We start from the raw sequence: 13,485 nt of genomic DNA on the forward strand, positions 1-13,485 counted from the left end.
ACTCCTATATTACAAAGTATACTCACAGTTGGTTACTGTCGCAACTATAGAGACTGTCACTTCTTTTTCGATTAAATGATTTTTTTGATATGATTAGCTTGCAACCGTTCAGAGTCTGTAAGATAATGACTATAATAAACAAAAATAGAAAAGAGGCTTTCCTCATGAACGACATCCTCTCATTCCAAACGAACGCTCCCGTTGATCGTCAACTGGTGTGGCGCTCAATTTGTGAGACCTATATACAGCATTATCTCGAGCAGGATGATGATTTTTTAACATATTCCGATTATCTCGAACCATTTTCTGATGAAACTTTAAACTCTTTATTATCAACATTATTAGCCAGCTATTTTTCCGAGCATGCGATGGGTAAAATTATCTATGAACAAATTGTCAGTGGTTTGAAAATCCCTGAATATCAGATAGAACGTGTTGCTCATTGGTTTGATGACAGTGTTATCAGCTTATTTGATGTGCTAGAACAAACACCTGAAAATAACTGGTTGATCTACAATCACCTTGATACAAACGAATACCTCGTTAATCATCGCACATTAAACGGTTTATCACTATACAATGATAAACAATTGGACCAATTGTTTCATATGACACTTGTAAGAGAAAAAAATTACTATTATGCGCTTGAAAATACGATAACTTTAGGGACTGCGGAAGAACGTTTAATTTTTTCACTTTTAAATGCCGCACCACATACGGGATTAAACCCTGCTTTAACTAAGCAACAACAACTATTTTTCAATTTAACGTTTACACTTGATTTCCATCTAGAAAATGATAGTGATGATATAAAAAGTTTTATTGATAATGGTTTGCTTAAATATGAAGCATTATTGTTATTAGAAAATGAATTTCAACATTATTCATCTGATGAAGAACAACATGTTGCTCGCCATTTATTAGGAGAAGTTTTTCAACAAATGACGACATCGTCTGAGCTGAAAAATGCTAATATTAACTCTCTTGCAGCAGCCGTCACTTATTTACTACAACAAGAACCGTTCCTATTTGGTGCGCATGAAACACAAAACCAAGTCGCTCAACGCTACAACGTTTCAATTTCAACCATTCGCAAATGGTATCGCTTTTTGAAAAATGAATTGAGCCCCTTTATCGACTCTTATCAGTAACTACTATCATCGTTGCAAATTTATTTGCTTACGAGGATAGTATGGGACGGAAATTTCGCCAGAAATTGAGTACCAATCCTTCGCTTTCATCGTTGCAAATTTATTTGCTTACGAGGATATTATGGGTGCTGACATTGTTGCGAAGATATGAGCTTACAAAGACAGTATGGGACGGAAATTTCATCAGAAATTGAGTACCAAACCTTATGTTGTTGTTTTCAGAGTACCAATCCTTCGCTTTCATCGTTACGATTTTATTTGCTTACGAGGATAGTATGGGTGCTGACATTGTTGCGAATTTATTTGCTTACGAGGATAGTATGGGTGCTGACATTGTTGCGAAGATATGAGCTTACAAAGACAGTATGGGACGGAAATTTCGCCAGAAATTGAGTACCAAACCTTATGTTGTTGTTTTCAGAGTACCAAACCTTTACTTTCATCGTTGCGATTTTAGTTGCTTAATAATACCATTTCTTAAGGACATTCAGTTACATCACTGAGTGTCCTTTTTTCGATACTATCTTTTTTTACACAAAAAAGAGCAATGTTGATGACATTACTCAAAATTGAAAATAACACTGTAGTAAGAGCTTAATGAATCTCTGTTTTACGAACAGCTTTATCATATAGTTGATACGTTTTGTCATCTTTAATTGTCGCGTTATTACTTGCTTCAATTGCTAATGTTGAGTTTGCACCACTGACTAACACTCCACCATCCGTTTGTTTATAAGCGATAAATAGATACAACTTTTCTTTTTGTGGCAAGCGATCATGTTCAAATAACATTAACTTATCACCTTCGCGACTAATACCACCGGACTTTATAATTTTTTCCTCTCTCTTTAATTTTCCTTTTAAATTATGTAAGATGTCCACTTGGTACTCAGTGGTGGGGAAATTTTCTTCATCATATTCAACCGCACCCTTCGTCTTTACCTTAGCAACAAACACATAATCTGCTTGCTTTACTACTGCTTGCTCATCTGCCATATCAATTGCATAAACAGCATGTAACGGTTCAATTGGCAAATCTTCTTGATCTAAAACCGTTGTTTGACAACCTGCCAAAAAAAGCACATTTATAACGATAGCTAATACATAAATAAACTTTGATTTCATCTTAGATTGTGGCTCCATTGCTCCCGTCACTCCTCTCTAATATTTCCGATAAGCTGCATTGTAAGATGCTTTATCATTGCCACTTAAAGTTATGCGTGATGTAACATATGAAAAGATAACATCATCTTTAGTGTTATGAGCTAAACCCAACGCATGACCTAATTCATGTATCATCACATTACGTCTTTGGTTTAAGGTCAATTTTTTCATATTATATCTGTTAAACTTCATGGTACCTCGAGAGGATGTTACAGCTACAATAGGTTCCTTTTTGGAATAATCCGATAAACGCGCATCCGCAGTTACTTTAGCCGTTTTTTTTCTAATAACACCCTTCTTATATTTGTTCCAGACTCCCACACCAAAATTAAATTCTTTTTGGTAGCTGGTTTTTCCATCCCAATTAAGCTGTTTCTTTTTATTAACTAAATTCCAGCTAATTAATTTCACTTTAGCCGCTGATGCATTTTGTGGTGCTACTAAAATAATACTCATTAAAACCATTATAATAAGTGTTACTCGAAAACTTAATCTCCAATACTTCTTCAAAATATACCACTCCTTTCATCTACAGAACAACTCACTGTATGAAACTAAAATAGTATATCCTCCCACTAACCCCTGTTATTTTATACCCTCTAACAGTGAAAAAAGAACACTTTCCCATTATTTGTAGTGATGTTTAGTTACTTTTAACTTTTCAAAACAAAAAAAAACAGAATGGATTACTCCATTCTGTTCAGTCTTATGACACTGCCTTAATCGTCTTTCGACTAAGTTTTCTACAGCTTATTCAGTTACTTAGAGATATTTTGCGATTACTTCATCCAACTCTTCTTTTGGACGGTAACCAATAATTGTTTCTTTTACTTCATTGTTTTGTTTCACTAATAAAGTTGGAATACTCATGATACCAAACTCTTTAGATGTATCAGGATTATCATCAACATTAACTTTGACAATTTTCACTTTATCGCCAAGTTCTTCACTGATTTCATCTAACACTGGCGCAACCATACGACAAGGTCCACACCAAGGTGCCCAAAAATCAACTAAAACTAAACCTTCTTTTGTTTCTTCTACAAATGTTGCATCTGATACTTCATAAACGTTACTCATATATATTGCCTCCCTTTTAAGTATAAAAATAGTACGATTATCTCTTTATAAACACAAGTGATAATCTCTCCTTTATTGACCTAGTATAGCATCGTTAGTTTCAAGACGTCTATTTTTTTGCTTACTTTAAAACAGCAACTGTCATACCGTTACCACCTTCATTAGCAGCGCCATAATGATAACTTTTCACAAGGCGATGACCTTTCAAGTAATCTTGTACGCCCTGACGTAATGCCCCTGTCCCTTTACCATGTATGATTGATACTTGTGCATAACCTGCGAGCAAAGCTTCGTCTAAGTACTTATCAAGCTGATGTACTGCATCCTCATAACGTTGACCTCGTAAGTCTAACTCTGTTTTCACATGGCTATCACGCTTAATCGTTGTTAAAAAGCGTTGTTCTTTTGGTTTCTCAGTTTCAACATAAGTCATATTATTTTCCTTAATTGTGGTTTTCATATGACCGACTTGAACTTGCCAACTCTTCTTATCAATACGATTTAATAATTCACCTTTTTGTCCTAAAGATTCAATTCGAACCGTATCACCAGGAGCAAATTCATGATTCACTTTTTTAGGTTTTACAATCGGACCTTTTTTCAAGGTTTTAGGACGTGCCTCTGATAGTTGATGGCGACGTTCAATTAATTCATGATCCTTAAGATTACTCCGCTGTTGTTGTTGCATCTCACGCAATTCTTTAATAATTTTGTCTGCTGTTTCTTCAGCATTTAAAATGACAGCATTTGCCTTCGAATTTGCATGCTCTAACAAACGATTTTTATTGACCTCATACTCAGCCAAAGCCTCTTCAAGTTCACGTTTTAAAACGCTCGCTTCTTGAACTGTTTCCACAGCTTCTTCAAAACGGACTTCTGCTTGTTGACGCATATCTTCTAACTCGGCAATCATGTTATTTAAATCTGCGCTATCTTCATCAACAAGCCCACGTGCATTTTCAATAACATCGTCCGGCAAACCTAAACGTTGTGAGATATCGAAGGCATTACTTCGCCCTGGAATACCAATTTGCAAACGATACGTCGGTCGGAGTGTTTCCACATCAAATTCAACGGATGCATTCATCGTATAGTTACGGTTATAAGCAAACGCTTTTAATTCAGGATAATGTGTTGTTGCCATAATTTGTGCACCTGTTTGATTCATTGCATCAAGAATTGAAATTGCTAATGCGGCACCTTCTTGTGGATCGGTTCCAGCTCCCAATTCATCAAATAAGACTAAACTTTTTTCATCAACTTCTTTAAAGATTTGTACAATATTGGTCATGTGTGAAGAAAACGTTGATAATGATTGCTCAATCGACTGTTCATCACCAATATCAGCAAAAATTCGTGAATAAATAGGCAACTCAGAATTAACTTCTGCCGGAATTTGTAAACCAGATTGTGCCATCATTGCTAATAAACCTAATGTTTTTAAAGTGATTGTTTTACCACCGGTATTCGGACCCGTAATAATTAACGCATTAAAATCGCCACCAACATAAATATCATTTGGTACGATATCATCAGGATTAATGAGCGGATGACGTGCTTGTATTAAGTTAACACGTAGTTCGTCATTCATAATGGGTGTGACAGCAGACATATTTTTACCTAAGCGCGCTTTGGCAAATGTAAAGTCAAAAAACCCAAGCTGTTTTGTATTTTCAGAAATATCCGCTGAATAGGGTTCAACCGCTGCAGATAGTTCTTTTAAAATACGTGCCACTTCATGACGTTCTTTTACTTGTAGTTCACGTCGTTCATTGTTAAGCTCAACAACAGCTTGTGGCTCGATGAAAAGCGTTTGACCTGATGCTGATTGATCATGCACAATACCGCCAAATTGACTCTTATACTCAATTTTAACGGGGATGACATAACGGTCATTACGAATGGTAATAATACTATCCGATAACATCTTACTTGCGGATTTAGAACGCACGATTCCTTCTAGTTTTTCACGAACATTTCCTTCTGAACGTACTAAAGCTCCTCGGATTGCTCGCAAATCGAGACTAGCACTATCCGTTACATAACCCGTTTCATCAATTGCATCCAGCACTTGTTTTTCAATGTCTTCCAACGGTACTAAGGTTTCTGCTAAGGCTGTTAACGCAGGCATATCAATACCACCTGCTTCAAACTGCATAATAAATTGTTTGAATAAACGGGCAACTTGTAAGTTACGAGCCACTTGATACAGTTCTGTACCGTTTAAATCCGCCCCAATTTCCAGACGTTTAAGCGCCATTCCCACATCATGTATGCCCGCTAAAGGCGCCTCACCACGCAGGCGTAAAACCTTTGCAGCTTCATCCGTTTGTGCTAAACGTTCCTGTACAGTTTCAATATCTGTCGCAGGTTTTAACGTGCGGATATATTTTTCACCTAAGCTTGAAACTACTTGTTCAATCAAGCTTTGTTTAATTTTTTCAAATTCTAAAACAACTTCTACTTTCTTATTCATTTTCTCACCTTCCATTACAATACATTAAATTATTTTCGACTGAATCATCCAGTGATAAAAATAATCTGATAAAATGGGCGTTTTCATAATGACCCACTGTGCGACATCTGACTTGTTGTATGCATTTTGAATCATCTCATTTGGAAATAAGAGTATGAGATAAAGTCCCATAAAAATAACTGCATAATGAATAACAAATCCTAGTACTCCACCAATCAAGCCGTTTAATTGCTTTAATACCGGCAGGTTGGCAATTGAATTAATCATTCTAATAATCGTTTTAACAACAATTGAACTAATAATAAACAATATTAAAAATGCAATCACATTGTAAAATACAAGTTCACTATTTAAAAAGGATAACGCTGACTCTTTATCAACATTAAACTTTATAAAGTCCAAATGACGTGCAAAGGGACGGTAATACATATACGATATGATTAAAACAACAATTAGTCCTATAAAATTAAGGATGTACAATACTGCACCGCGCTTCATTCCAACGACAACTCCGGAAAAAAGCAACAGGGCTATAATAATATTCAGTACCATTGACCTCTTCCTTTCTGGATAGCTATTTAAAATAACTCTCTTTACATTATACCAGTCTCAGCTCACATCTCATAAGCTTAATGTTTAAACTCAGCATAATTTAAGTCTTTTTCATTTTTTTAAAAACTTTTTTTATTTTTCACTTTACATATCAAAGGATAGAAGCTATACTATTGTAAGTAAGGAACAATAAATTAAATTTAAAGGGGTTTTCATTATGTCAAACACATTTTTAAATGCTATTCAAAACCGTCGTTCAATCTATGCATTGGATGCAAACACTACATTGAGCAACGCTCAAATTACTGAAACAATTCAAACAGCTATTGCTCATGCACCTTCTGCTTTTAACTCTCAAACAACAAAAGCTGTTGTTTTATACGGTGAAGAAAGCACTAAATTATGGAACCTCGTATTAGACGCACTTCGTAAAGTAACACCTGAAGCTGCTTTTGCTGATACTGAAGCTAAAATCAATTCTTTTGATGCTGGCGTTGGTACTGTATTATTCTTTGAAGATACAAGCATTGTTAAAGGTTTACAAGAAGCATTTGCACTTTATGCTGACAACTTCCCTATCTGGTCAGAACAAGCTGCTGGAATTTCACAATTCTCAGTATGGACTGCACTTGCTCAAGAAAACGTTGGTGCTTCTTTACAACACTATAGCAACCTTATTGAAGCTCAAGTTGCTGAAGCATGGAACATTCCAGCTGAATGGAAATTAACAGCTCAAATGCCTTTTGGTAACATTGCAGCTCCTGCTGGCGAAAAAGAATTCGCTCCAATTGCTGACCGTGTAAAAGTTTACGGTGAATAATTAACAGCTTCTTTGATATAAAACCCCTGTAGCTAAAAACGCTACAGGGGTTTTTTTATCATTTAAATTGAGCGTTTAACGAATCTCTGCTCCAATTGCTTCCAAAGCAACGACAATCTTATCGTAAGATGCGCTTACTTCTTCGTCTGTCAATGTACGACTTGGATCAAAGTAAGTCAAATTGTAGGCCATTGATTTTTTATCGTTACCGATTTTATCATTAACAAAGACATCAAATAAGACGATGTGCTTCAATAGACCTCCTGCATTTTCTTTAATAATATCTTCTAAAGTAGCATTTGTTACTTCATTGTTAACCAATACAGCAATATCACGTTGGCTAGCAGGGAAACGTGGCATTTCATGGTAATTTTTCTCCACTTTATCAGCTGCTAATAAAGCTTGCAAGTTAAGTTCAAACACATATGTTTCTGGCAAGTCTAAACGCGCAGCTTCTGATGGATGTAATTGTCCTAAATAACCTACTTCTTCTGTACCAAGATAAATAGCTGCTGCACGACCTGGGTGAAGTTCTGCCTTTTTAGTTGCTTCAAAACGAAGGGGTGCGACTAATCCTAATGTGCTTACAACCGCTTCAATCATCCCTTTTACATCGAAGAAATCGACGGGACGGGCAATTTTTTGCCAAGGTGTTGATTCCCATAAACCTGTTACAGCACCTGCTAAATGTTCTTCTTCCGTTGGACGATCCGTTTCATTGCCATAAAAAACACGGGCAATTTCATAGAAAGCAACATTGCTTTGACGACGGGCAACGTTATATGCGACAACATCTAATAATCCCGCAGCCAAGCTTGTACGCAAGTGTGAATGTTCTTCACTCATTGGCATTGCTAATTTTGTTAAATGTGTTTCTTTCAGTGCTAAGTAACCCGCTTTGGCTTCTGTTTCTAAGCCATAAGTGATTGCTTGGTAAAAACCATTTCCTTCAAGTAATTGACGGATTTCACGTGTTTTTTGTTGACGGTAATTTAATTTACCAGGAGTTGCTTCACCTTTTGGTAATGTGCTTGGTAAATTATCATAACCATAAATACGCCCAACTTCTTCCAATAAATCTGCTTCAATCGAAATATCAGGACGACGAGATGGCACAGTTACCATAAAGACGTTACCTTCATGTGTCGTTTCAAATTGTAAGCGATCAAATGCTTCAGCAACATCTGTAACTGTCATTGCTGTACCAAGTACATGATTCACACGTTTAACATCTAGTGGTAGTGTCACTTCAAATGGTTCGCGGTGATCGATTGTTAATGGCTCTGCTAAAATTGTTGCATCCGCTAACTCAACTAACAATGCCAACGCATGTTGACGAGCTTGTTCAGCAACAAAATAATCCATCCCTTTTTCAAAACGCATACTTGCTTCACTACGAATACCGACAGCTTTAGCAGATAAACGTGTCACAGTTGGCTGGAACAATGCTGTTTCAAGCGCCACACGAGTTGTTTTGGCAGTGACTTCACTAGCAAGACCACCCATAATACCTGCTATGGCAATTGGTGTGTCATTGCTTGTAATCACAAGGTTTTTTTCTGATAACGTGCGTTCAACACTATCTAATGTTGTAAAAGCTTCATCTGCTTTTGCACGGCGAACAGAAACATCTTTGCCCGCTAATGTATCAAAATCAAATGCATGTAAGGGTTGGCCATATGTTAATAAGATGTAGTTAGTAATATCGACAACATTATTATGTGGACGAATACCTGCTTTCATCAATTTCCCTTGTAACCATAATGGTGATTCTTTGATGACGACATTTTCAGCAATTGCAATGCTGTAATAAGGTGTATCCACCGTATTTTCAACATTTAAAGCTAACAAGTCAGCAGTTTGTTGTGTCGAAACAGTCGTAACTTCTGGCACTGTTAATACTGGTTTTTCAGCTGTAATTGCGCCGACTTCGTAAGCAACGCCACGCATACTCAATGCATCAGAACGGTTTGGAGTAATTCCTAATTCTAAAATCGGATCATTTAATCCTAATAATTCGAGCACATCTGTACCCGGTGTTTGTTTTTCAGTGAACACATAGATACCTTCTACAAATGCTTTAGGCACAACTTTACCATCGATACCAAGCTCTTGTAAGGCACAAATCATACCATTAGAGACTTCGCCACGTAATTTAGCTTTTTTAATTTTAATACCACCTGGTAAACGAGCACCTGGTAAGGCTACGATAACATCTTGTCCCACTGCAACATTAGGTGCGCCACAGACGATTTCTGCTAGCTCTTCTTCGCCAACGTTAACAGTGAGCTTATGCAATTTTTCAGCATTAGGATGTTGTTCACATGTTACAACATGACCTACAACAACTTTTTTAATACCATCTGCGTAGTTAAACACATCTTCCACTTCGATCCCCGTACGCGAAATCACTTCGCCTAATGCTTTTGCCTCTTGATTTAAGTTTGGTAAGTATTCTTGCAACCATTTATATGATACAAACATATTATTTCCTCCTTAATCTTTCACTTTGAATTGTTCTAAAAAGCGGACATCGTTCGTGTAGAAGTGACGGATATCATCAACGCCGTATTTTAACATTGCAATACGATCAGGTCCCATACCAAATGCAAAACCACCGTATAATGATGAATCAATTCCAGCCATCTCTAAGACGTTGGGATGTACCATTCCTGCTCCGAGAACTTCAATCCAGCCTGTACCTTTACATACGTTACAGCCTGACCCACCACATTTGAAACATGAGATATCCATTTCAACAGAAGGTTCAGTGAATGGGAAGAAACTTGGACGCAAACGAATTTCGCGCTCTTCACCAAACATTTTTTTAGCAAAAGCAGTCAATGTGCCTTTTAAGTCGGACATCGTAATGTGTTTATCGATGACCAAGCCTTCAATTTGAGTAAATTGATGTGAATGTGTAGCATCATCGCTATCACGACGATAAACTTTTCCAGGACAGACAATTTTGATAGGTCCGTTGGCAAAGTCATGTTTCTCCATTGTACGAGCTTGTACAGGCGACGTATGTGTACGCATTAGGACTTCATCAGTAATATAGAATGTGTCCTGCATATCACGTGCTGGATGGTCTTTTGGCAAGTTTAACATTTCAAAGTTATAATGATCTTGCTCCACTTCTGGTCCTTCAACAATTGAATAACCCATTCCGATAAATAAATCTTCAAGTTGTTCTACAACTTGCGTTAAAATATGTGATGAGCCAGTTTTAACTTCACGACTTGGTAAAGTAACATCAATGCTTTCATGAGCCAACTGTTTTTCAATTTTAAGCGCTTCTAAGTCTGAATGTTTTTCATCCATTGCAGTAGTGATTGCTTCACGGACTTCGTTAGCAACTTTCCCCATCAACGGGCGCTCCTCATTAGAAAGTTTACTCATACCTTTCATAATTTCAGTCATTGGGCCTTTTTTACCTAAAAACTTCACGCGTACATCGTTTAATTGCGGTAAATCAATCACTGCTTCAATTGCTTTTACTGCTTCTTCTTTAAGATTCTTCAATTTATCTATACTCATGGTAATCCTCCTTTGAATGTTTGAACCTTTGGACAAAATAAAAAACCTCGTCTCCAAAAAGGGACGAGGTTCATCGCGGTACCACCCTGATAAAAGAGCATAGGCCCTTTCACTTCATTGAGATAACGGCTGTATTACTACAACCGGCCAACTTTACATGTTCGTTAACATGGTCCCGCTGGCGACTCCAGAGTTGAACGGTAAGCTTGCTTCCAATGTGGGCACTCTCAGTCAATGATGCCCTTTCCTGTCATTATTCACAAACGCCTTATGCTCTTTCATAGTCTGACTATTTAGCTATTCTTCCATTATACTGGGTCTATCATTAATTTTCAACTACCTCTTGCGGTGAATCAATCCATTTTTCGGCCCATTCATGAATATCTTTTGTTGCTTTTTGTAAGTCTTTCCCTTTAGGTGTCAAAATATATTCAATTCGAACAGGTGTTTCTGGATAAACTTTTCGCTCTACAATGTCTTTCGCTTCGAGTTCTTTTAAGCGCTCTGCTAAAACACGGTCACTCATATTAGGGATTAACTCTGATATCTCTTTAAAGCGACGACAGTCTCCGTTTAATAACACTTCGACAATTAGACCTGTCCAACGTTTACCTAAAAGTTGAAAAGCTTCTTCAAACTTAGGACATAATACCATTGAAGTTGTCATTATTCTTCACCTCTTTGTTAAGTTTTTCTTTATTATAACACAACACCCATAAAGATAGCCACTATCTAATAAGATACGACTTGTTTTTTGTAAGTTACTTCGAACCCGAACTACCCATCCCACCTGAACGTGTAGTATTTAAGGTTACATCTTCATCCGCTACAAGATATTTCTTAAAAATTCCTTGTGCAATGCGCTCGCTCGCTTCAATTGTTACAGTTTCTTCAGAATGATTCACTAAACAAATACCAATATTGCCATAGTTTCCTTCATTAGCATAATAAGAAGAATCAATAATACCAACTGTATTAGCCATTGTAAGATTTTTCTTAATACCAATCGAAGAACGCACATATATTTCAAGCACTTCATCCGCTAACATATAAGAACAAACATCTGTCCAAAATAAATGTTTTTGTCCAGGTGCAATCGTTGCTGTTTCATTTGAGCTAAAATCATACCCTGCTGAACGGCTGTCTGCACGAACTGGTAACTTGATTGTGACTTCTGGGTATTTACGATTTTGTGTGGGAACTGCTTCAAAGCCTCTTGTTTTCATATTATACCTTCTCTCTGTCATTATGATCTGCTAGATGGTAGGCAAGTATTCCGGTTGCAACTCCTACGTTTAAGGACTCAGCCTTACCATAAATTGGAATATACACTTTTTCATCTAATTTTTCAATGATTTCAGCATTAATACCTTGTGCCTCGTTACCAACAACTAGAGCTACACGCTCTAATGGATCAATTTGATAATGTCGTTTTGCTTCTGCATCAAGCACTGCACCAAAAACAGGTACTTCTTGTTCTTGTAGGGCCGGAATAAATTCTGTTAAATCAACACCTGCAACAACATTGATATGATATAAACTCCCTTGAGTTGCACGTACGACTTTAGGGTTGTAGATATCTCCACTTCCTTTACCCAATACCACCGTATCATAGCCAGCTGCATCTGCCGTACGAATAATCGTACCAATATTACCTGGATCTTGTACTTCATCCATTATTAAAACAAAATTCATCGCATCAATATCAGAATTACTCTCAATCATTTCAATCTCTGCAAATAAACCTTGTGTTGAATTTGTTTCAGCTAAAGCATCCGCTACTTGCGGAGTTACACCGTATTTTGCTAACATATCGACATTCCAATTTGTTGGAATTTTTGTTTCATCACGCACAATCAATGCTTTAATTGTTTGTTTAGCAAGTATCGCTTCTTCGATTAAATGAATCCCCTCTACAAGGTAACTACCGCTTGCTTCGCGACCTTTTTTTGTTGCTAATTTACGCCATTTTTTGATGCGATCATTTTTAATTGATGTAATTCTTTCCATTACTTTCCACGTCCTTTTCCTTCATACAGTGCTTTAATTATAGCACAACTTATTATTTTTATTTATAGCAAATATCAGTTACAATAGAAGGAACAAGAGGTGTTACACAACAAGAATAATGCATAAACGAATAGAGGTGAAGAGATGAACAGTTTATTAGCAATCACGCTACTACTATTCGCAGTCTTTATCTGTTGGGTAGTAATCAAATATTTACAGAGTGATAGTCGTCTGTTATTTGTTGCGTCTCAAAAGAAAGATTGGTTTGCCTATAAAACACGTGATGATGAGATTGTTTTCACTTGGAAAGGTATTCTTTTTACAGCCCGTCATGCACCACCACAAATTCGCGAAAATACTGTGACTTCTTATTATTTTATTACCCCATTTAATTACGAGGAAATTGCTGGTTTTGAAGACAGTGATGTGCGTTTAATGCATGAATTGCTCGAAGAAACTTATCCTAACAGTCAATTTTCTTGGGCAGCCCCATTAGGATTACTAATATCGTAGCAAAGTGATGAGCTTTATGAGGACAGTATGGGTGCTAATATCGTAGCGGATTTATTCGCTTTACGAGAGTAGTATGGGACGCAAATTTTCATAGAAAATTGAGTACCACTCCTCATGTTAGATGCTTTAAGAGTACCACTCCTTCTATTAATAAATTAAGAGTACCAATCCTTTTTTAC

Annotated in this window: 14 protein-coding genes; 4 read left to right on the forward strand and 10 right to left on the reverse strand. The window is 36.8% G+C overall.

From position 1 onward, the window contains the following. Positions 1–164: 164 nt before the first annotated feature. Positions 165–1,151: a hypothetical protein gene (locus V6S17_RS09445; RefSeq protein ID WP_029092396.1), complete on the forward strand. Its 987-nt coding sequence runs from the start codon at positions 165–167 to the stop codon at positions 1,149–1,151. 206 nt (positions 1,152–1,357) lie between these two features. Then, the gene (locus V6S17_RS09450; RefSeq protein WP_154657748.1) at positions 1,358–1,501 is read left to right on the forward strand and encodes a hypothetical protein; all 144 of its coding nucleotides are present in this window, start codon (positions 1,358–1,360) and stop codon (positions 1,499–1,501) included. Positions 1,502–1,745: 244 nt separating this feature from the next. Here V6S17_RS09450 and V6S17_RS09455 read toward each other — a convergent pair whose 3' ends face one another. From V6S17_RS09455 to V6S17_RS09475, 5 genes are all read right to left on the reverse strand, one after another. After that, positions 1,746–2,294 carry a hypothetical protein gene (locus tag V6S17_RS09455; RefSeq protein ID WP_029092397.1) on the reverse strand — a complete coding sequence of 183 codons (549 nt, stop codon included), beginning with the start codon at positions 2,292–2,294 and terminating at the stop codon, positions 1,746–1,748. A gap of 18 nt (positions 2,295–2,312) precedes the next feature. Continuing rightward, positions 2,313–2,825 (reverse strand): matrixin family metalloprotease, encoded by a 513-nt coding sequence (locus tag V6S17_RS09460; RefSeq protein ID WP_227001963.1) that lies wholly within the window; start codon positions 2,823–2,825, stop codon positions 2,313–2,315. 252 nt (positions 2,826–3,077) lie between these two features. Then, positions 3,078–3,395, reverse strand: coding sequence for a thioredoxin (gene trxA / locus V6S17_RS09465; RefSeq protein WP_029092399.1), 318 nt, complete (start codon positions 3,393–3,395; stop codon positions 3,078–3,080). Between the two features lie 121 nt (positions 3,396–3,516). Beyond that, positions 3,517–5,871, reverse strand: coding sequence for an endonuclease MutS2 (locus V6S17_RS09470; protein ID WP_029092400.1), 2,355 nt, complete (start codon positions 5,869–5,871; stop codon positions 3,517–3,519). Between the two features lie 24 nt (positions 5,872–5,895). Continuing rightward, entirely contained in the window at positions 5,896–6,423 is a 528-nt protein-coding gene (locus V6S17_RS09475) for a CvpA family protein (RefSeq protein WP_029092401.1), read from the reverse strand. Between the two features lie 217 nt (positions 6,424–6,640). On the opposite strand from V6S17_RS09475, the gene V6S17_RS09480 reads away from it, so the two are divergent. After that, a complete protein-coding gene (locus V6S17_RS09480; protein WP_029092402.1) occupies positions 6,641–7,243 on the forward strand; it encodes a nitroreductase family protein in 603 nt (200 codons plus the stop codon). 75 nt (positions 7,244–7,318) lie between these two features. Here V6S17_RS09480 and pheT read toward each other — a convergent pair whose 3' ends face one another. The 5 genes from pheT to V6S17_RS09505 all read right to left on the reverse strand — a co-directional run bounded on the left by pheT (position 7,319) and on the right by V6S17_RS09505 (position 12,793). Beyond that, positions 7,319–9,727, reverse strand: coding sequence for a phenylalanine--tRNA ligase subunit beta (gene pheT, locus V6S17_RS09485; RefSeq protein WP_029092403.1), 2,409 nt, complete (start codon positions 9,725–9,727; stop codon positions 7,319–7,321). A 12-nt stretch (positions 9,728–9,739) separates the two neighbouring features. Further along, on the reverse strand, positions 9,740–10,783 hold the full coding sequence (gene pheS, locus V6S17_RS09490; RefSeq protein WP_029092404.1) for a phenylalanine--tRNA ligase subunit alpha: 1,044 nt from the start codon (positions 10,781–10,783) through the stop codon (positions 9,740–9,742). Positions 10,784–11,108: 325 nt separating this feature from the next. Beyond that, positions 11,109–11,450 (reverse strand): winged helix-turn-helix transcriptional regulator, encoded by a 342-nt coding sequence (locus V6S17_RS09495; protein ID WP_029092405.1) that lies wholly within the window; start codon positions 11,448–11,450, stop codon positions 11,109–11,111. A 94-nt stretch (positions 11,451–11,544) separates the two neighbouring features. Continuing rightward, on the reverse strand, positions 11,545–12,009 hold the full coding sequence (locus V6S17_RS09500; RefSeq protein ID WP_029092406.1) for a dUTPase: 465 nt from the start codon (positions 12,007–12,009) through the stop codon (positions 11,545–11,547). A 1-nt stretch (position 12,010) separates the two neighbouring features. Then, positions 12,011–12,793, reverse strand: a complete 783-nt coding sequence (locus tag V6S17_RS09505; protein WP_029092407.1) for a TrmH family RNA methyltransferase — start codon at positions 12,791–12,793, stop codon at positions 12,011–12,013. A gap of 144 nt (positions 12,794–12,937) precedes the next feature. Between V6S17_RS09505 and V6S17_RS09510 the strand changes: the two genes are divergently transcribed. Further along, complete coding sequence (locus tag V6S17_RS09510; RefSeq protein WP_029092408.1) at positions 12,938–13,306, forward strand: hypothetical protein; 369 nt, start codon at positions 12,938–12,940, stop codon at positions 13,304–13,306. The last annotated feature ends 179 nt before the right edge of the window (positions 13,307–13,485 follow it).

Source organism: Brochothrix thermosphacta DSM 20171 = FSL F6-1036, from assembly GCF_036884295.1.
GTDB lineage: Bacteria > Bacillota > Bacilli > Lactobacillales > Listeriaceae > Brochothrix > Brochothrix thermosphacta.